Annotated in this window: 14 protein-coding genes; 5 read left to right on the top strand and 9 right to left on the bottom strand. The window is 71.8% G+C overall.

Translation table 11 applies throughout. From position 1 onward, the window contains the following. The first annotated feature begins 347 nt into the window (after positions 1-347). The 3 genes from OERS_RS00915 (at position 348) to OERS_RS22195 (ending at position 7,636) form a co-directional block, all read left to right on the top strand. Complete coding sequence (locus tag OERS_RS00915) at positions 348-2,594, top strand: glycoside hydrolase family 6 protein (protein ID WP_068623604.1); 2,247 nt, start codon at positions 348-350, stop codon at positions 2,592-2,594. 83 nt (positions 2,595-2,677) lie between these two features. Continuing rightward, the gene (locus OERS_RS00910; protein WP_083201119.1) at positions 2,678-4,744 is read left to right on the top strand and encodes a cellulase family glycosylhydrolase; all 2,067 of its coding nucleotides are present in this window, start codon (positions 2,678-2,680) and stop codon (positions 4,742-4,744) included. Between the two features lie 189 nt (positions 4,745-4,933). After that, a complete protein-coding gene (locus OERS_RS22195; protein ID WP_068623602.1) occupies positions 4,934-7,636 on the top strand; it encodes a cellulose binding domain-containing protein in 2,703 nt (900 codons plus the stop codon). A gap of 109 nt (positions 7,637-7,745) precedes the next feature. On the opposite strand, the gene purD is transcribed toward OERS_RS22195, so the two are convergent. The 7 genes from purD to OERS_RS00870 form a co-directional block, all read right to left on the bottom strand. Next, positions 7,746-9,044 (bottom strand): phosphoribosylamine--glycine ligase, encoded by a 1,299-nt coding sequence (gene purD / locus OERS_RS00900; protein ID WP_068623600.1) that lies wholly within the window; start codon positions 9,042-9,044, stop codon positions 7,746-7,748. Positions 9,045-9,055: 11 nt separating this feature from the next. Further along, on the bottom strand, positions 9,056-9,637 hold the full coding sequence (locus tag OERS_RS00895; protein WP_169834158.1) for a signal peptidase I: 582 nt from the start codon (positions 9,635-9,637) through the stop codon (positions 9,056-9,058). Continuing rightward, entirely contained in the window at positions 9,634-10,989 is a 1,356-nt protein-coding gene (locus OERS_RS00890; protein WP_068623596.1) for an RCC1 domain-containing protein, read from the bottom strand. Before OERS_RS00890 ends, OERS_RS00895 begins: the two co-directional genes overlap by 4 nt. Before the next feature lie 121 nt (positions 10,990-11,110). Further along, on the bottom strand, positions 11,111-11,818 hold the full coding sequence (locus OERS_RS21355; protein ID WP_068623594.1) for a hypothetical protein: 708 nt from the start codon (positions 11,816-11,818) through the stop codon (positions 11,111-11,113). Between the two features lies 1 nt (position 11,819). Beyond that, positions 11,820-12,359 carry a SipW-dependent-type signal peptide-containing protein gene (locus tag OERS_RS00880; protein ID WP_068623592.1) on the bottom strand — a complete coding sequence of 180 codons (540 nt, stop codon included), beginning with the start codon at positions 12,357-12,359 and terminating at the stop codon, positions 11,820-11,822. Positions 12,360-12,709: 350 nt separating this feature from the next. After that, positions 12,710-13,996 (bottom strand): adenylosuccinate synthase, encoded by a 1,287-nt coding sequence (locus tag OERS_RS00875; protein ID WP_068623590.1) that lies wholly within the window; start codon positions 13,994-13,996, stop codon positions 12,710-12,712. 365 nt (positions 13,997-14,361) lie between these two features. Continuing rightward, complete coding sequence (locus OERS_RS00870) at positions 14,362-14,802, bottom strand: DUF3151 domain-containing protein (protein WP_056652584.1); 441 nt, start codon at positions 14,800-14,802, stop codon at positions 14,362-14,364. A 69-nt stretch (positions 14,803-14,871) separates the two neighbouring features. On the opposite strand from OERS_RS00870, the gene OERS_RS00865 reads away from it, so the two are divergent. Continuing rightward, positions 14,872-15,213: an STAS domain-containing protein gene (locus OERS_RS00865; RefSeq protein WP_056764619.1), complete on the top strand. Its 342-nt coding sequence runs from the start codon at positions 14,872-14,874 to the stop codon at positions 15,211-15,213. A gap of 33 nt (positions 15,214-15,246) precedes the next feature. Here OERS_RS00865 and OERS_RS00860 read toward each other — a convergent pair whose 3' ends face one another. Then, positions 15,247-17,637: an ATP-binding SpoIIE family protein phosphatase gene (locus OERS_RS00860; protein WP_083201117.1), complete on the bottom strand. Its 2,391-nt coding sequence runs from the start codon at positions 17,635-17,637 to the stop codon at positions 15,247-15,249. Positions 17,638-17,751: 114 nt separating this feature from the next. On the opposite strand from OERS_RS00860, the gene OERS_RS00855 reads away from it, so the two are divergent. Further along, the gene (locus OERS_RS00855; RefSeq protein WP_082609009.1) at positions 17,752-18,207 is read left to right on the top strand and encodes an STAS domain-containing protein; all 456 of its coding nucleotides are present in this window, start codon (positions 17,752-17,754) and stop codon (positions 18,205-18,207) included. A 157-nt stretch (positions 18,208-18,364) separates the two neighbouring features. Here the strand turns inward: OERS_RS00855 and fbaA are convergent, their stop codons facing one another. Next, positions 18,365-19,387: a class II fructose-bisphosphate aldolase gene (fbaA, locus tag OERS_RS00850; protein WP_056652591.1), complete on the bottom strand. Its 1,023-nt coding sequence runs from the start codon at positions 19,385-19,387 to the stop codon at positions 18,365-18,367. Between the last annotated feature and the right edge of the window lie 52 nt (positions 19,388-19,439).

The following is a 19,439-nucleotide window of genomic DNA, read 5'->3' as shown; positions in this document are numbered from 1 at the left end:
CCCTGCCCCTGCCCCTGCCCCCAGCACACCCCCCGGCCCCGGCACCTCACCGAGAGGCGCGACGGTGCACGTCGAGCCGCTGCCCGCGGTCCCGGGCGGACGGCTCGTCGTGCGCGGCACCACCTCTCCCCCGCGCTGACCACGCACTGCCCCGCCCCCTCGTGCGGGTGAACCGAGTTGTCCACCTAAACGTTTCACGACGTGCCGACGTCACCCGGTCCGTGACACGTTGCGCTCGACGCCGCACCCCGCGGCACGGGCCGGCCGGTGTCGTCCGGCCCCAGGACGAACCTCAGGAGGACCTCGTGTCACCAACCCACCATCGGCTGCGCAAGGGCGCGACAGCCATGGCCGCTGCGGCGCTCGTCGCCGCTCCGCTCGCGCTCGCACAGGTTCCGGCCGCCGCGGCCGAGGCCCGCGTCGCGAACCCGTACGCCGGGGCGACGCAGTACGTGAACCCCTACTGGTCGGACTCGGTCGAGGCCGCCGCCACGCGTGCCGACGGTGACCTGGCCGCGAAGATGCAGGCGATCTCGGGCGAGCCCACGGCCGTCTGGATGGACCGCATCAGTGCGATCGAGGGCAATGCCGACGGCCCCGGCCTGCGCTTCCACCTCGACGAGGCGCTCGCCCAGAAGGACGCGGGCGTGCCGATCGTGTTCAACCTGGTCATCTACGACCTGCCCGGCCGTGACTGCTACGCGCTCGCGTCGAACGGCGAGCTGCCCGCCACGGACGCCGGGCTCGTGCGCTACAAGAACGAGTACATCGACCCGATCGTCGACATCCTCGACGACCCCAAGTACGACTCGCTGCGGATCGCGGCGACGATCGAGCCCGACTCGCTGCCCAACCTCATCACCAACATCAGCACGCCCGACTGCCAGCAGTCCGCTCCGTACTACCGCGCGGGCGTGAAGTACGCGCTCGACGAGCTCTACACGGTCGGCAACGTCTACTCCTACATCGACGCCGCGCACGCGGGCTGGCTGGGCTGGCCGAGCAACTCGGGCCCCGCCGCCAAGCTCTTCGCCGACGTCGTGAGGTCGACGAACGCGGGCTTCGCGTCGGTCACGGGCTTCGTGACCAACACCGCGAACTCGACGCCGCTGGTCGAGCCGTTCCTCGAGGACATCCAGATCGGCGGCACGCCCATCCGGTCGTCCAGCTTCTACGAGTGGAACGCCGACTTCGACGAGACCGACTGGACCGCGCACCTCTACGACCTCCTGGTCGCCGAGGGCTTCCCGGCCTCGATCGGCATGCTCATCGACACGTCCCGCAACGGGTGGGGCGGCGACGCCCGACCGACCGCGGTCAGCACGTCGACGAACTACAACACCTACGTCAACGAGTCCCGCGTGGACAAGCGCATCCACCGTGGCGCGTGGTGCAACCCCGCAGGCGCCGGCATCGGTGAGCGCCCGCAGGCCACGCCGTCGGGCTACCCCGAGTCGCACCTGCACGCGTTCGTGTGGGTCAAGCCTCCGGGCGAGTCCGACGGCGCCTCGACGGACATCCCGAACGACCAGGGCAAGCGGTTCGACCGCATGTGCGACCCGACGTTCGTCTCGCCCAAGCTCTCCAACCAGCTGACGGGCGCGCTGGGCGGGGCCCCGCTCGCGGGCCAGTGGTTCGACGCGCAGTTCGAGATGCTCGTCGAGAACGCCTACCCGGTCATCGAGGGCGGCGGCACGACGCCCGGCGACGTGACGGCTCCCACGGCCCCGACGGGCCTCACCGCGGGCACGGCCACGGCCACCTCGGTCCCGCTCTCGTGGACGGCCTCGACCGACGCGGTCGGCGTGACGGGCTACACGATCTACCGCAACGGCGTGCAGGTCGGCACCTCGACCTCGACGAGCTTCACGGCGACGGGTCTGAGCCCCGCGACCACGTACTCGTTCACGGTCACGGCGCGCGACGCGGCCGGCAACGTCTCGACGCCGTCTGCCGCCCGGTCGGTCACGACCGCGGCGGGCCAGACGGACCTGCCGCCCTCGACACCCACGGGTCTGACCGCGGGGACGACCACCGCGAGCACCGTCCCGCTCTCCTGGAACGCGTCGACCGACGACGTCGGCGTGGCCGGCTACGTGGTCCTGCGCAACGGAACCCAGGTCGGCACCCCGACCGGGACGTCCTTCACCGACACGGGTCTGACGGCGGGCACCACGTACTCGTACACGGTCCGGGCCAAGGACACCGCGGGCAACCTCTCGGCGGCCTCGGCCGCGGTGAGCGCGACGACCACGACGGTCGTCGTCCCGCCCCCCGGCTCGTGCACGGTCGCCTACTCGGCGAACGGCTGGGGCTCGGGCTTCACGGGCACCGTGAAGGTCACGAACACCTCGACCAGCACGGTCAACGGCTGGAGCCTGGCCTTCACGTTCCCGTCGGGCCAGACGATCACCAACTCGTGGTCGGGCCAGTTCACGCAGACCGGCGCGAACGTCACGGTGACCGGGCTCTCGTGGAACGCGAACCTCGCCCCGGGCGGGTCCGCCGAGGTCGGCTTCAACGCGAGCCACAGCGGCACGAACGGCGTGCCGGCCGTCTTCACCCTCAACGGCCAGGCCTGCACCGTCGCCTGACCTGACCGACAGCACCCGACCGGGCTGTCCGGGCCCGCACCTCGCGGCCCCGGGCAGCCCGGTCCTTCTTCCAGGAGCTTTCCATGAGTCCTCTGCAGGATCCGATCTCCCGACCCCGCCCCCGGCGCCGGGCCGCGTACGCCGCGATCGCGGCGGGCGCGGTCCTGGTCGCGGGCGCGCTGCCGTCCGCAGCCGCCCTCGCCGGCCCGACGGCGCCGCTCACCTCGTCCTCGACGCCCACCTCGGCGTCCCTCACCCCGTCCGCGGCCGCGGACGTGTCCCTCGCCGCCGTCCCGGCCGACGACTGGCTGCACACCGACGGCTCGACCATCGTCGACGCCGCGGGCGACGAGGTCTGGCTGACCGGCGCGAACTGGTTCGGCTTCAACGCGAGCGAGCGCGTGTTCCACGGTCTGTGGTCCGGCAACCTCGAGGCGATCACGCGCTCGATGGCCGAGCGTGGCATCAACATCGTGCGCGTCCCGGTCTCGACCGAGCTGCTGCTCGAGTGGAGGGACGGGGAGACCGTCGCGTCGCCCAACGTCAACACGTTCGTGAACCCCGAGCTCGTGGGCATGGACAACAAGGAGATCTTCGACCACTGGCTCTCGCTGTGCGAGAAGTACGGGCTCAAGGTCATGATCGACCTCCACAGCGCGACGGCCGACAACTCGGGCCACGTCTACCCCCTGTGGACCCACGGCGGGTTCACGGTCGAGGACTTCTACGCGGGCTGGGAGTGGTTCGCCCAGGAGTACGCCGACGACGACACGATCGTCGCGGCCGACCTCAAGAACGAGCCGCACGGCTCGCAGTCCGAGGCCCTGCGCGCCAAGTGGGACGGGTCGAGAGACGCCGACAACTGGCGCTACGTCGCCGAGCAGGCCGCCGCACGGATCCTCGCGATCAACCCGCACCTGCTGATCCTCGTCGAGGGGGTCCAGGTCTATCCCAAGGCCGGCAAGACCTGGGCCGACCGCGGCCTCGACGACTTCCACAACACGTGGTGGGGCGGCAACCTGCGCGGCGCGGCCGACCACCCGGTCGACCTGGGTGCGCACCAGGACCAGCTCGTCTACTCGCCGCACGACTACGGGCCGCTCGTCTCGCCGCAGCCGTGGTTCGAGGGCGACGACTGGGACCGGGCCTCGCTCGAGGCCGAGGTGTGGGACCCGAGCTGGCTGTACCTGTGGAAGGAGGGCACGGCTCCGCTGCTCGTGGGCGAGTGGGGCGGGCTGCTCGACGGGGGAAAGAACGAGAAGTGGATGCGCGCGCTGCGCGACATGATGGTCGACCACCGGATCAGCCACACGTTCTGGTGCATCAACCCGAACTCGGGCGACACGGGCGGTCTGCTGAACCACGACTGGACCACGTGGGACGAGGCCAAGTACGACCTGCTCGAGCCCGCGCTGTGGAAGGAGGGCGGGAAGTTCGTCTCGCTCGACCATCAGGTGCCCCTCGGCGGGGTGGGTTCGACGACCGGGCAGTCGCTCGGCGACCTGTACGGCGACGGCGGCACCACGCCCGTCCCGGACACCCAGGCACCGACCGTGCCGGGGACCCCGAGCGCGACGGACGTGACGTCGTCGGGCGTGACGCTCGCCTGGGGCGCCTCGACCGACGACCGGGCCGTGACCGCCTACGACGTCTACCGGAACGACGCCACGGGGGCCACCAAGGTCGCCACGACGAGCACGGCGAGCGCCACCCTGACGGGGCTCTCGCCCGCGACCACCTACTCGTTCACGGTGCGGGCGCGCGACGCGGCGGGCAACGTCTCGCCCGCGTCGGCCGCACGGACCGTGACCACGTCGGCCGGGCCCGTGACCCCCACGGGCCAGTGCGCCGTGACGTCCTCCACGAACGGCTGGAGCACGGGATACACCGGGTCCGTGAAGGTCACCAGCACGGGGCCCACACCCCGCAACGGGTGGACGCTGACCTTCTCGCTCCCCGCGGGGCAGCAGGTCACGAACGGCTGGTCGGGCACGTTCAGCCAGTCGGGCACGACCGTCACGGTCGTCAACGCGCCGTGGAACGGGACCCTGGCCCCTGGTGCGAGCGTCGAGGTCGGCTTCACGGCGAACGGCACGGGGGCGGGCCCGTCGGGCTTCGCGCTCGACGGCCAGGCCTGCACGAGCGCCTGAGGCACGCCCGACGCCCACCGTCCGGGCGGCCCGGCGACGGGCCGCCCGGCGACGGGCCGCCCGGACGTCCCCTAAACGTTTCACCCGGTGCCGATCGTCGAAGCGCTTCGCTAAGGTCGGCCGCGCGGGTCCGTCGGAGGGGGTGACGACGGGCCCGCCCCGACCGACCGTCACGAAGGAGTGCCACGGATGAGCTATCGACCACTGATCGCGTCCCTCGCCGGGCTCGGTCTCGCCGCCGGGCTCGGCACGGCGGGCGCCGTCGCCGCGACCGGCGGCCTGACCCCCGCAGGACTCGCCGCGGCCCCCGCCGCGAGCGCCGCGCAGGCGTACGACTGGGGGAACGTCGAGATCGTCGGTGGCGGGTTCGTCCCCGGCATCGTCTTCAACCAGACCGAACCGGGACTCGTCTACGCCCGCACCGACATCGGGGGCGCGTACCGGCTCGACGCCGCGACGCAGCGCTGGATCCCGCTGCTCGACCACGTCGGCTGGGACGACTGGAACCACAACGGCGTCCTGAGCCTCGCGACCGACCCCGTCGACCCGGACAACGTCTACGTCGCGGTCGGCACGTACACGAACTCGTGGGACCCGAACGACGGTGCGGTCCTGCGGTCGTCGGACCGCGGCGAGACCTGGCAGAAGACGGACCTGCCGTTCAAGGTCGGGGGCAACATGCCCGGCCGCGGCATGGGCGAACGGCTCTCGGTCGACCCGCACGACAACCGGGTCCTCTACCTCGGCACCGAGGGAGGCAACGGGCTGTGGCGCAGCACCGACAAGGGCGTCACGTGGTCCGAGGTCACGGCGTTCCCCAACCCGGGCAGCTACGTGCAGGACCCCGACGACGAGAACGGCTACCTCAGCTCGAACCAGGGCGTCGTCTGGGTCACGTTCGACCCGTCGAGCTCGACGGGCACGCAGCCGACCCGGACCATCTACGTCGGGGTCGCCGACAAGGAGAACGGCGTCTACCGCTCGACCGACGCCGGGGCCACCTGGGAACGCGTCCCGGGCCAACCCACCGGGTTCCTCCCCCACAAGGGCGTGCTCGACGCGACGGGTCGCCAGCTCTACGTCGCGACCTCGGACACGGGCGGCCCGTACGACGGAGGCAGCGGCGACGTCTGGCGGCTCGACGTCGCGACCGGCACCTGGGACCGGATCAGCCCGGTCCCGTCGAGCAGTGCGGACGCCTACTACGGGTACTCCGGCCTGACGATCGACCGGCAGGACCCCGACACCCTCATGGTCGTGAGCCAGGTCTCGTGGTGGCCGGACATCGTGATCTGGCGCAGCACCGACCGCGGTGAGACCTGGAGCCGCATCTGGGACTGGGACGGGTATCCGAACCGCACGCTCCGGTACACGCTCGACATCAGCGGAGCTCCGTGGCTCGACTTCGGCGAGCAGCCCAACCCGCCCGAGCCCAGCCCCAAGCTCGGCTGGATGACCGAGTCGTTCGAGATCGACCCGTTCGACTCCGACCGCTTCTTCTACGGCACGGGCGCGACGATCTACGGCGGGACCGACCTGACCGAGTGGGACACGGGCGGGACCGTCGACATCTCCGTCAAGGCGCAGGGCATCGAGGAGACGGCGGTCCTGGACCTCGTCGCACCTCCGGGCGGCGCCGAGCTCATCTCGGGGCTCGCCGACATCGGCGGGTTCGTCCACACCGACGTCACGCAGGTGCCGTCGGGCATGTACACCCAGCCGTACCACGGCGCGGTGCACAGCCTCGACTTCGCCGAGCTGTCGCCCTCGACCGTGGTCAGGGTCGGTCAGGGCGTCGACGGCGACGTCGAGTCGCACATCGGGATCTCCACGAGCGGCGGCTCCTCGTGGTGGGCCGGGCAGGAGCCGGCCGGGGTGACCGGCGCCGGCACGGTCGCGGTGGCCGCGGACGGCGGACGCATCGTGTGGAGCCCGGCCGGCACCGGGGTGCACGTCTCGACGACGCTCGGGTCGGGCTGGACCGCGTCGACCGGGATCCCGGCAGGCGCCCGCGTCGAGTCCGACCGCGTGAACCCGCAGGTCTTCTACGGCTACGCGGCCGGGACCTTCTACCGCAGCACCGACGGCGGGGCATCGTTCACCGCGTCGACCGCGGCCGGCCTGCCCGCGGACGGGAACGTCCGGTTCGCGGCGGTCCCCGGTCACGAGGGAGACGTGTGGCTCGCGGGCGGCGCGACCGACAAGACCTACGGCATGTGGCGCTCGACCGACAGGGGTGCGACGTTCACCCGCGTCTCCGCGGTCGACGAGGGCGACGCCGTCGGGTTCGGCAAGGCTGCTCCCGGGAACAGCTACCCGGCCGTCTACACGTCGTCGAAGATCGACGGCGTCCGAGGCCTGTTCCGCTCGGACGACGCGGGGGCCACGTGGGTCCGCATCAACGACGACGAGCACCAGTGGGCCTGGACGGGCAGCACGATCACGGGTGACCCCGACGTGTACGGCCGGGTCTTCGTCGGGACCAACGGGCGAGGGATCGTCGTGGGCGACCTCACGGGCACGGCCCCCGAGCCGACCGAGCAGCCGACCGAACAGCCCACCGAACAGCCCGGCACGGGTGCCTGCACCGCGCAGTACGCGGTCACCGGTTCCTGGCCCGGGGGCTTCCAGGGGTCGCTCACGGTGAAGAACACCGCGACGACGCCCGTGACGGGCTGGTCGGCCGGCTGGACGTTCGCGAGCGGCGAGCAGGTCACCCAGGGCTGGGGCGGCACGCTGACGCAGAGCGGTGCGACCGTCTCCGTCGCGGCACCGGCCTGGTCGACGACCCTCGCCCCGGGGGCGAGCGCGACGGTCGGCTTCATCGCGTCGGGCACGGCCGGGACCCCGACGAGCATCACGCTCGGCGGGAAGGCCTGCTCGACCTCCTGACCGGGGGCGCCTGCGGCCGAGGCGCCCCCATGGACCGGGCCCCGTCGGACGGGCCGGGGACGGCGAGGGCCCGCGAGCAACAGCTCGCGGGCCCTCGTCGAGCACGGGCTCAGCGCTGCTCGCGCGCGGCCTTCTCGGCGATGTCGGTGCGGTGGTGCGAGCCGGGCAGGACGATCTTGTCGACGCCTGCGTAGACACGGCGGCGCGCCTCCTGGAGGTCCTGGCCCCGCGCGACGACCGACAGCACGCGCCCGCCGGCGCTGCGCAGCACGTCCTCGTCGTCGAGCACGGTGCCCGCGTGCAGGACGTGCACGCCCTCGAGGGACTCGGCCTCGGAGACCCCGGTGATGGCGTCCCCGCTGCGGACCGCTGCCGGGTAGCCGTTCGCGGCGACGACGACGGTCACGGCCGCGTCGTCCGACCAGCGCAGCCGCGGGAAGTCCGCGAGCTCGCCGCGGGCCGCTGCGCGCAGCACCGCGGACAGCGGCGTGACGAGCCGCGAGAGGACGACCTGGGTCTCCGGGTCACCGAAGCGGGCGTTGAACTCGACCACGCGCGTGCCGCGGCTCGTGAGCGCGAGGCCCACGTAGAGGACTCCGGCGAACGGCGTGCCGCGGCGGGCCATCTCGTCGATCGTGGGCTGCGCGACCCGGGTGACGACCTCCTCGGTCAGGCCCGCGGGAGCCCAGGGCAGCGGGCTGTAGGCACCCATGCCGCCCGTGTTGGGGCCCGCGTCGCCGTCGAACGCGCGCTTGAAGTCCTGCGCAGGAGCGAGGGGGACGACGCTCGTGCCGTCCGACAGGCAGAAGAGCGAGACCTCGGGTCCGTCGAGGTACTCCTCGATCACGACCACGGGGTCGCCCGCGCCGGGGCGAGGCGTCGCGAAGCAGGCCTGCGCGTGCTCGAGCGCCTCCTGGCGGTCGTCGGTCACGACGACGCCCTTGCCCGCGGCGAGCCCGTCGTCCTTGACCACGTAGGGCGCACCGAACGCGTCGAGCGCGTCGGCGACCTGGTCGATGTCGGTGCACACGTGCGCGAGAGCGGTGGGGACCGACGCTGCGGCCATGACGTCCTTGGCGAACGCCTTGGAGCCCTCGAGCGCGGCGGCCTCGGCGCTGGGGCCGAAGCAGTCGATGCCGGCCGCCCGCACGGCGTCCGCGACACCGGCGACGAGCGGCGCCTCCGGGCCGATCACGACCAGGTCTGCTCCCAGCTCGACCGCGAGCGCCGCGACGGCCTCGCCGTCGACCGCGCTGACCGCGTGGAGCGTCGCGAGCTCTCCGATCCCCGGGTTCCCCGGGGCGGCGTGCAGCTCGTGCGCCTCCGCGCCCGTGGCGACGGACTCCTGGGCGAAGGAGTGGACGATGGCGTGCTCGCGGGCACCCGAACCGATGACGAGGATCTTCACGGGAACGCAGTCTACCGATCGGTGCGCGGTGGGCCCGGGGCGTCCACGTCGTCGGGCACCGGTCCCGCTGCGGGACCGCCCGACGTCGGCTCGTCCTCGGGCTCCTGACGCTTCTTCGAGGAGGGCATGAGCGCGAACCCGACGAGCGCGCACGCCGCGACGACGACGGGGATGCCGACCGCGGGCCGACGCAGGGTCTCGATGGCGTCGCGGGCCCCGGGTATCCGGACCAGCGGCACCAGTGCGTCGTCGACGACGTACTGCTCGGGGTCGTCGACGGGGTTGTTGTCCCCACGGAGCGTGAGGGTCCGCTCGTCGCCAGGTCCGCCCTCGATAGCGACGACACGGTGCGTCACCAGGACGCCGTCACGGGTGAAGACGCTCACGACGTCACCGACCTCGAGGCTCGACGCCGGGACGCGGCGCGCGACGATCGCGTCGCCCACCTCGTAGGTCGGCACCATCGATCCGGAGATGACGACCATGGTCTGCAGCCGTCCCGTCTGGATGCCGACGAACAGCAGCAGACCGAGCACCCCGGCGACGGCGGCGACCGTCAGGAACGCGTCGCCGATCCGCTTGAGCCACCTCATGAGGCCCATCCCGACCAGGTCGGGCTCATCATGACCGGGCGGTACGACTGGACCGTGCTGCCCGTCCCGAGCTGCCCCGAGGAGTTGAGGCCCCAGCAGTAGAGCATCCCGTCCGTCGCGGCCCCGCAGCCGTGCGTCGCGTCGACGTCGATCGTCCGGAACCGCGCACTGTCCTTGACGGCATTCATGTTGCCGCGGTCGACCTCGGTCGGCCGGTCGACGATGGCGTTCCAGGTGACGTTCGTCCCGGTCTGGCCCTCGGAGTTGTTCCCCCAGCAGTACGCGATGCCGGACGCCGTCAGCGCGCACGTCGTCCCGTCCCCCAGATCGAGCGAGACGACGGGCGTCCCGGCGAGCTCTCCGCCTTCGGCGATCGCCACGGGGACGGGCGAGCTGCCGCCCGTCGAACCGATGCCGAGCTGCCCCCAGGAGTTGTCCCCCCAGCAGTACGGCGACTGGCTCTCCGGGCCCGCCGTCTTCCGGCCGATCACGCAAGCGGTCTTCCCGCCGACCGAGATGTCGAGGATCTCCGCTCCCTGGAGCACGCCGTTCGTCACGACCGCCACGGGGGCCGGGCTGGGGTCGGTCGTCCCGTCGCCCAGCTGCCCGACGTCGTTCGCACCCCAGCAGTACGGCGCACCGTCGGCCAGGAGGCACCCGAGACCGGCACCGATCGCGATGTCGGTCACGGTCGCCCCGGCCGGCATGGCCCCACCGGAGATCTCGACCGGGGTCGAGGAGGTCCCTGCAGGCCCCAGCGTGTCGCCCCAGCAGTACCCCTTGCCGCCCGCGACCGCGCACGAGCCGGTCGCGCCGAGCTCGAGCTCGGTCACCGGTCCGATCGCGTTCCCCGGCGGGATCGCCACCGGCTCGGTGTAGAACGCCGCACCGCCGACCCCGATCTGCCCGCTCGAGTTGTCGCCCCAGCAGTACACCGAGCCCTCGGCGAACGCGCACGTGTGGTTGTCGCCGGCGTCGAGGAAGGTAACCTCCTTGCCCGAGAGCAGCCCTCCGACCGGTCCCACGAGGACGTCCGAGGATGCCGTGGTGCCCGTCCCGAGCTGGCCGCGGTCGTTGGCCCCTGTGCACCAGACCTCGCCACCCTCGACGAGCGCGCACGAGTGGAAGTCGCCTGCGACCACGTCGACCGCGGCGGAGATCGACGCCGTGGTCACGCGGCCGTCGGCGAAGACCGAGTCGGCCCACGCCGCCGAGGTCGGACGCGACTGCCCTGCGCTCCACAGGGTGACTCCGACCAGGAGCAGGAGCGCCAGCACGGCGGCCGCCCGTGCCGCGGAACGGCCCGGGGCGAGCCGCCGGACGCCTCCCCGCGGGGACGATCGATCGATCACGGGTGCCTCCTCTCCTGGTCGTCGTGCGAGCGGGGCGCACCGCCCTGCGTGTCGAAGCACCTGCCGCGCAGGTGGCGCGGAGGTCGTGAGCCGTGGAGTGCGCCTGTCTCTCCGCTGCGCCTCACGGCCCGACCGGCTGCCCGGTCGTCGCGCCGGGTTCAGGATGTCTCCTGCGGCGCAGGAGCGCTGCCCCGACGCCGATCGCAGCACCGGCAAGCGCCGCGACCGACCACACGGCGGTGCCCGTCGTCGCGAGCAGCCCACCAGGCCCTCCGGGACCGGAGGGGGCGGTGGTCCCCCCGCCCCCGGCCGTGGTCTCCCCCTGCAGCGCGAGGTCGTACCGGACGGTGCCCGTGGCGCCACCGGGTGCGTCGTCGTCGAGCGTCACGAGGACGCGGAGCGACGTGGTCGCTCCGGCGGGCAGGACGACGTCCTGCGCGGCAGGCCCGGACTGCGGCCCCCGCCAGCCGTCGACGAGCCGGAGGGCGCCGCTCGGGCACACGTCGCCCTGCCAGGGACTCGTGCACGCGTCGATCGAGGTGCTGATCGAGTCGCCCAGCTCGCCGGTCGTCGTGACGCGGACGTCGACGACCGCAGCGTCCGACGCGTGGGTCGAGACGAGGTCGACGACGGTGGAGCGGGTCTGCCCGGGGGACATGCCGTCGAGGGAGAACGACACGGGCTGGGGGCTCACCTCCCCGGCCGCCACCACAGAGGGTGCCTCGACGGCGACGGCAGCACCGTTCCCCGGGAGGAGTCCGGCGCTGCCGAGCGCACAGAGGGCCGTCACCCCCACGACGGCGCGAGCCGTGCGTGAGGTCCGGGTCATGTCAGGGAGTCACGACCTCGGTGCCCGTGACCTGGATCGTGAACTCGGCCGTCTTGCCCTGGAGCGCGGCGTTGTCGGCGGCGCTCGAACCGGCGGGGATCGTGAGCGTGTAGGTCACGTCGATCGCGACCTGGGCGTCGGGCGCGAGGCTCGCCGCCGCACCGGCGTCCGCGTACGCGGCCGTGACGGTGAGCGCGTTCTTGAGCTCGGCGCTGTCGCTCGTGACCTCGACGACCGGGGCCGCAAGGTTGGCGGGGTTCGTCGAGTCGGTGTCGTTCTTGACGTAGACCGTCCTGGTGACGGGCGTTCCCGGGGAGAGGTTCTCGACCGTCGGGATGGTCAGCTCGATGTTCGTCCCGTTGTCGGACTCGACCCAGGTCGTCCCGTCGATCGAGCCCTCGAGGTTGAACGTCGAGGAGGTCACGTCGCCCTGGAACCAGACGTTGTCGCTCCAGAGCGCGCTGGTCGCGGCGACGCCCACGCCGAGGACGACGAGTCCGGCGAGCCCGACCTTGATCTTGCGGCTACGAGATTCCTGCATGTCACACACCCGTTTCTGTCGGTCAGGGTGCGAACGGCCAGAACGCCGACGCTCACCCTGAAGATCCCTTGCGGTCCCCCCAAGAAGCGCCGTTGCCTGGACTTTCTTGGTACGCCTATACCATATCGACCATCCTTGACGGAATCGAGGATGAAACCTGACTAATTCACGCAGGTTGTCGGATTCTTCCGGCATGTTCGACGCACATCACAGCACCAGAACATAAAAACGGACGCAACGGACGCTCGATACGAAGATCGAGAATCCGCTACGTCCGTTTCTACCGTCAGACGTTCGTCAACGCACCTGGAACCTTCCGTCCGGTCGGGAACGGGTGCGGTACCGGCGTCTCAGTGCAGCAGGTCGTGCAGCGGGATGATCGCGTCACGCGACGGCCCCACGCCGATCGCCGAGACCCGCGAACCCGAGAGCTCCTCGAGCGAACGCACGTACGCCTGCGCGTTGGCCGGCAGGTCCTCGAAGGTCCGGCAGCCGGAGATGTCCTCGGTCCAGCCGTCGAACTCGGTGTAGATCGGCTTGGCGTGGTGGAACGCCGTCTGGTCGGTGGGCATCTCGTCGTACCGGACGCCGTCGACGTCGTAGGCGACGCACACGGGGATCTTGGGGATGCCCGTGAGGATGTCGAGCTTGGTCACGACCAGGTCCGTGATCCCGTTGATGCGGCTCGAGTAGCGCGCGATCACCGAGTCGTACCAGCCGCAGCGGCGCGCGCGCCCCGTGGTCACGCCGAACTCGCCACCCGTCTTGAGCAGGTACTCACCCATCTCGTCGAAGAGCTCGGTGGGGAACGGGCCCTCGCCCACACGGGTCGTGTAGGCCTTGATGACGCCGATCACCGACGAGATCTTGGTGGGTCCGACACCCGAACCCGTCACCGCACCACCAGCCGTCGCGTTCGACGACGTCACGAACGGGTAGGTGCCGTGGTCGACGTCGAGCATCGTGGCCTGCCCGCCCTCGAAGAGGACGTTCTTGCCCGCGTCGAGCGCCTGGTTCAGGATCAGCGAGGTGTCCGCGACCATCGGCTTGACGCGCTCCGCGTACGCGAGGAGCTCCTCGACGGTCTCGTCGACCGTGATGGCGCGGCGGTTGTAGACCTTGACCAGCAGGTGGTTCTTCTGGTCGAGCGACCCCTCGATCTTCTCGGCCAGGATCTTCTCGTCGAACAGGTCCCACATGCGGATCCCGACACGGTTGATCTTGTCGGCGTACGCCGGCCCGATCCCGCGCCCGGTCGTCCCGATGCGGCGCTTGCCGAGGAACCGCTCGCTCACCTTGTCCATGGTGCGGTGGTACCCGGTGATGACGTGCGCGCTCCCGGACACCAGGAGACGCGAGACGTCCACACCGCGCGAGATCAGGTCGTCGAGCTCCTGGAAGAGCACCTCGATGTCGACGACCACGCCGTTCGCGATGACGGGGGTCACGCCCGGCGACAGGATGCCGGAGGGCAGCAGGTGCAGGGCGTACTTCTCGTCCCCGATGACGACCGTGTGCCCGGCGTTGTTGCCGCCGTTGAACTTGACCACGTAGTCGACCCGCGAACCGAGGAGGTCGGTCGCCTTGCCCTTGCCTTCGTCGCCCCACTGGGCACCGATGAGCACCACGCCTGGCATGGATTCCCCACTTTCAGACTGCCTGTTCCTCGGACCGGGTCACGGACCAGCACCGACCGGCACGTACAGAGGACGGGCCGGCCGGCGAACGGCGGCACGCACTGACGACGGGGGTCGATGCGTGTCGTGTCTCACCGGCGGGTCCTCTGCGGGCCCGAGGCACGTCCGGGCGGCAGTCACCCGGAAGCCGGGACGAGTTTACCCGTCCTTGCCCTGGACGGCTCCCCTGGTCCACCAGGTGCGCTCCAGGTGTCCGACGGCACCGCTCCCGCTCCCGCCCCGGGCTCGGGTGCGGGTCGCGGGTCGAGCGCCCCGAGCGTGCCGGGCGTCGAGCGGCGCCGTCGACGTGCTGCGTGCTGCGCGCGTCAGGCGACGAGCGCGGCGACCTCGTCGACCGAGGTACCCGAGTCGACCAGGAACTGGGCGCAGCGGTCGGCCTCGTCGGTCTCACCGATGAGCGCGGCGGCGCGGTGCAGCGCGAGCAGCGCCCGCAGGAACCCCTGGTTGGGCTCGTGGTCGGCCGGGATCGGCCCCTGGCCGCGCCACCCTGCCCGCCTCAGCGCGTCGAGGCCCCGGTGGTACCCGGTGCGCGCGAACGCGTACGCGGTCACCGGGGCGTGCTCTCCCCCGTCGCGCAGCGTGGCTTCGGCGAGGAGCGCCCAGAGCAGCGAGGACGAGGGGTGGGCGGCCGCGAGCCCGAACGGCTCGTCGCCGCGCGCGAGGCCGGCGACGACGTCCGGCTCGGCGGGCAGACGCACCGGAGCCGGTCCGTCGAGGAGGTTGGGGCGCACTGGTGTGGTCGACATCCGTCGATTCTCGCAGGCCCCTGACGAGCGCATGTGCAACGAACGGCGCACCCGCCTAGAGTCAGGACCATGATCGAGATCTCGACCTCCCCCGCGACGACCACTCTCGTCATCGCCGGGGACCTCGATCTCGCCGAACGGGACCAGTTCCCCGAGATCGCGGCCCGCGTCGTCGGGCTGCGACGCCAGCTCCTGGTGATCGACATGTGCCGGGTGACGTTCATGGACTCCACGGGCGCAGCGTTCCTCATCTCGCTCGCCGACTCGGGACGCAAGCGCGGCGGTGCGACGGTCCTGCGAGGGTGCGACGACCGGGACCTGTTCGTCCTCGAGGTGTGCGGCGCGCTCGACCTCTTCCGGATCGACGTCGACCACCGCTGCGACCCGCCCGCCGGCGCCGGCGCGTCCTGACCGAGCCGGTCGACCGACCCGCCTGACCGGCCCTCAGTCCGAGGCGCTCGACGTCCTGTCCGGGCGTTCCCCGAGCGGGCGCAGGCGCGCCCACACGAGCTTGCCCGAGCCGGCCGGACGCCAGCCCCAGTCCGCGAGGCGCTCGACGATCTGCATCCCGAACCCGCCCATCCGGTGCGCGTGCCCGTCGGTCGAGACGGGCGGCGCAGGGTTGGAGTCCTCGACCTCGACGCGCAGGCCGTCGCCCGTGTCGAACAGCCGCAGCGCGAGGTGACCCCAGCCGTGCAGGACCCCGTTGGCGACGAGCTCGGAGACCACGAGCTCGGCGTTGGCGCTGTCACCCAGGTCCCAGGCCTGGCACGTGCGCAGCACAGCATGACGGGCGCGCCCGATGGACGCGGGCTCGCTCGGGAGGAGCCAGCGACGGCTCCGCGGGCTCAGGGCCGAGGTGACGGGGTCCGAGACCGGGTCCGGGATCCGCACGACCACGAGGGCCACGTCGTCCTCGGGGGCGTCCGCGAGGCGGGAGAGGAGCTCCTCGCCGATACCGGCCGAGTCGATGGCCGTGATCGACCGGGTCGCCTCCACGAGGGCGTCGAGCCCGACGCGCAGCGCGCGGTCGCGCCGCTCGATCAGCCCGTCCGTGTAGAAGAGCAGGACGTCGCCGGGTTCGAGCTCGACGCGCCCCGTCGCCCGGGTGCCGGTACCGAACCCGACGAGCGAGCCGCCCGCCTCGTTGAGCTGCGTCACCGCACCACCCCGGAGCAGCAGGGGCGGGAGGTGCCCCGCCCGCGAGTACTCGATCGCCCAGGTCTTCGCGTCGTCGCCCTCGTCGGCTGCGCCGTCGGTCGTGGCCGTCGTCGCCGCCGTGGTGGCCTCCAGGACCGTCGTGCTCTCCTCGAACGCCTCGGGGTCGAGCTCGGGCGAACGCGCGTCAGGCCGAGCCGGAGGACGGTGCGTGAGCGCCGCGTACACAAGGCTCGCGGACCGCGGGATGCGCATCCCGACGACGAGCTGGTCGACGCGCTCGAGCACGGGCCCCGGGGTCGTGAGCTCGTACGCGTACGAACGGACCACCGACCGCAGCTGCCCCATCGCGGCCGCGGCCTCGACGTCGTGGCCCACGACGTCCCCGATCACCAGGCCGACGACGTCGGGGGAGATCTGCAGGACGTCGTACCAGTCGCCGCCGACCTGCGCGTGCTCGGAGTTGGGCGCGTAGTAGGTCCACACGTCGAGCCCCGTGACGTCCGCCTGCTCGGGCAGCATGGCCCGCTGGAGCGTCTCGGCCAGGCGGTGCTCGCGGGCGTACAGGCGCACGTTGTCGATCGCGAGGCCCGCTCGCCGGGCGAGCGCACGCAGGACCGCCCCGGTGCCCGACGCGTCGGGGGCCGTCGTCGCCGAGGCGGGCAGCCCGCTCGTGGCGAGCAGCCCCAGGACGCGGCGGCGGCCGGCGATCGCGTGGAGCAGGACGGCGCTGGGCGCATCGGCGTTCGACGAGGTGCGCTGCCGCACGTCCCGGCTCAGCCAGCTCGACGCGGACCACTGCGGGTAGTCGGCCGTCAGGTCCAGGCGGACCGGGCCGTCGATCCGGCCGTCGAGCAGGTCCTGCACCGTGTCCTGCAGGTCGATCACGGTGCCGGGCACGAGGCCCGCGGGACCCGTGGCGTCCCCGAGAGCGTCCGTGAGCCCCATGGCCCCCTCGACGACGCCCGCCCCGTCCGCGATGTAGCGGCCGTGACGTTGCCCACGGCCGCTCGGCGGGGTCGTCGTGTCGATGCCCTCGGCGTAGCGCAGCCCGTCGTCGTTCATGTAGAAACCTGCCCACCCGACGAGCGCCCCCTCGAGGACGTCGCAGATCTCGCGCAGCGCGAGCGGGTAGTCGAGGTCGTTGAGCAGGTCCGAGGTCTCGGTGATGATCGCGAGGCTGACGCGCTCCCGGCGCTCGAGCTCGAGCGACGCGAGCTGGGCCGCAGACCGGTCGATGTGCTCGGAGACGTCGATCATCATGCCGATCCAGTGGGCGACCTCGCCGTCGGCCTCGTCGACCGGGGACAGGGAGACCTGCGTCCACAACGACGCGCCGTCGTGCCGGTCGCTGCGGACCGTGCGCGCGACGTCGCGTCCCTCCTCGACCGCGGCGCGGAACAGGTCCGCCTCGGCGGGGTCCGCGAGGAGCTCGGCGAGGAAGCGCGGGCTGCGGCTCAGGACCTCGTCGGCCGTGAACCCCGTGAGCCGGCAGAAGGCGTCGTTGACCCAGATCATCGGCATGCCCTGGGACCGGCTGCCCAGCAGGAAGGACGCGACCCCGGAGCGTTGCGCGGCGCGCGCGAAGAGCTCCGGTCCGCCTGCCGGCAGGGAGGCCCCGGCCGCGCGCGGACCATGGGCCCAGGAGCCCAGCCCGAGGCTCGACGAGCCGACCATTCCCACCTCCGACCGAGATTGCCGTGAGCGCGTTACTGTCCCGAGTGGACATTCAACCGTAGATTGGTGATCTCCGAGACCTGTGCGGGTCCGGTCCACGCTGGGAGGAGCAACGTGCGCGACGGTAACACCACGGTTGGTAGCGAGCCTGACGACCCCGCGACCGGGTCGAGCAACGTCGTGACGGAGCAGTCCGACCCTGCGAGCGTTCACGTCATCGTCGGGGCGACACGCGCCCGCATCGTGCTGTCGGGCGAGATCGACGCCGATCTGGGCCCGGACCTGCTGGACGCGACCGCGGACGCCGAGGCCACGGGCCTCCCCGTCGAGATCGACGCGCACCACGTGACCTTCATGGACTCCTCGGGCGTGGCGTTCCTCGCGCGGCTCGCGACGCGCGGGCCGCACCGTGTCCGGGTGCTGCGCGCTCCCCCGACCGTCCGCTTCCTGCTCGAGGTCACGCGCATCGGGGACATGCTCGACATCGTCGACGAGGACCCCGGCTTCGACCTGCCCGACGGCGTCACGCACCTCAACGGGAGCCGTCGCCTCCCGCGCAGCGACCGCTGAGGCCGACCGCCCGACGGATGCTCCGCCGTCGGGCAGCCCGAGCAGCCCCACGACACGCAGCAGGCCCCGGTCCTGACGGACCGGGGCCTGCTGGCACTGCTGGTGGCGGGACGCTCCCGCCGGGCTCACCGCCCTCGCGGGCGGCTCAGCGAGCCGTTCAGCGGATCTTCTGGCCCGCGGAACGCAGCTGCTGCGACGCCTCGACGATGCGCTGAGCCATGCCGGCCTCGGCGAGCTTGCCCCAGGCGCGCGGGTCGTAGGCCTTCTTGTTGCCCACCTCGCCGTCGACCTTCAGGACGCCGTCGTAGTTGCGGAAGATGTGGTCGACGACCGGACGCGTGAACGCGTACTGCGTGTCCGTGTCGATGTTCATCTTGATGACGCCGTTGTCCACGGCCTCGGTGATCTCCTCGGCCGTGGAGCCCGAACCGCCGTGGAAGACGAGGTCGAACGGGTTCTCCTTGCCGATGGCCTCGCCGACGGCCTTCTGGATGTCCGCGAGGATCGACGGACGCAGCTTGACCGCACCCGGCTTGTAGACGCCGTGCACGTTGCCGAACGTGAGGGCCGTCAGGTAACGGCCCTTCTCGCCCGCACCGAGGGCCTTGACGGTCGCGAGACCGTCCTCGACCGTCGTGTAGAGCTTGTCGTTGATCTCGGCCGTGTGGCCGTCCTCCTCGCCACCGACGACGCCGACCTCGATCTCGAGGATGGTGCGCGCGGCGACGGAGAGCTCGAGGAGCTCCTCGGCGATGATCAGGTTCTCGTCGAGCGGCACGGACGAGCCGTCCCACATGTGCGACTGGAACGTGGGGAGCTTGCCGGCCTTGACCTGCTCGATCTCCAGCGCGAGCAGCGGACGGACCCAGGAGTCCAGGTTCTGCTTGGCGCAGTGGTCCGTGTGCAGCGCGATGGTGACGTCGTAGTTCTTGGCGACCTCGGTCGCGTACGCCGCGAGGGCGAGCGAACCGGTGACGCGGTCCTTGATGGTCGAGCCCGCCGCGTACTCGGCGCCGCCGACGGAGACCTGGATGATGCCGTCGGACTCGGCCTCGGCGAAGCCCTGAATGGCGGCGGTGATGGTCTGCGACGACGTGATGTTGACGGCGGGGTAGGCGAACTTGCCTGCCTTCGCGCGGTCGATCATCTCGGCGTAGACCTCGGGGGTTGCGATAGCCATCTGCAGAACTCCAATGACGGAAGGAGGTGGGTGCCGACGACACTGCCGCGCG

This window comes from Oerskovia enterophila (genome assembly GCF_001692445.1).
Lineage (GTDB): Bacteria > Actinomycetota > Actinomycetes > Actinomycetales > Cellulomonadaceae > Oerskovia > Oerskovia enterophila.
The sequence above is the reverse complement of the archived record's forward strand: the minus strand, read 5'-3'. Positions and strand labels throughout refer to the sequence as shown.

What these genes read in the sequence shown, in the direction of transcription:
- OERS_RS00860 (WP_083201117.1), bottom strand. Translation starts at nt 17,637, where the DNA reads ATGGTCGGCTCGTCGAGCCTCGGGCTGGGCTCCTGGGCCCATGGTCCG.
- OERS_RS00875 (WP_068623590.1), bottom strand. Translation starts at nt 13,996, where the DNA reads ATGCCAGGCGTGGTGCTCATCGGTGCCCAGTGGGGCGACGAAGGCAAG.
- OERS_RS21355 (WP_068623594.1), bottom strand. Translation starts at nt 11,818, where the DNA reads ATGACCCGGACCTCACGCACGGCTCGCGCCGTCGTGGGGGTGACGGCC.
- OERS_RS00870 (WP_056652584.1), bottom strand. Translation starts at nt 14,802, where the DNA reads ATGTCGACCACACCAGTGCGCCCCAACCTCCTCGACGGACCGGCTCCG.
- OERS_RS00910 (WP_083201119.1), top strand. Translation starts at nt 2,678, where the DNA reads ATGAGTCCTCTGCAGGATCCGATCTCCCGACCCCGCCCCCGGCGCCGG.
- OERS_RS22195 (WP_068623602.1), top strand. Translation starts at nt 4,934, where the DNA reads ATGAGCTATCGACCACTGATCGCGTCCCTCGCCGGGCTCGGTCTCGCC.
- OERS_RS00865 (WP_056764619.1), top strand. Translation starts at nt 14,872, where the DNA reads ATGATCGAGATCTCGACCTCCCCCGCGACGACCACTCTCGTCATCGCC.
- fbaA (WP_056652591.1), bottom strand. Translation starts at nt 19,387, where the DNA reads ATGGCTATCGCAACCCCCGAGGTCTACGCCGAGATGATCGACCGCGCG.
- OERS_RS00880 (WP_068623592.1), bottom strand. Translation starts at nt 12,359, where the DNA reads ATGCAGGAATCTCGTAGCCGCAAGATCAAGGTCGGGCTCGCCGGACTC.
- OERS_RS00915 (WP_068623604.1), top strand. Translation starts at nt 348, where the DNA reads ATGGCCGCTGCGGCGCTCGTCGCCGCTCCGCTCGCGCTCGCACAGGTT.
- OERS_RS00895 (WP_169834158.1), bottom strand. Translation starts at nt 9,637, where the DNA reads ATGAGGTGGCTCAAGCGGATCGGCGACGCGTTCCTGACGGTCGCCGCC.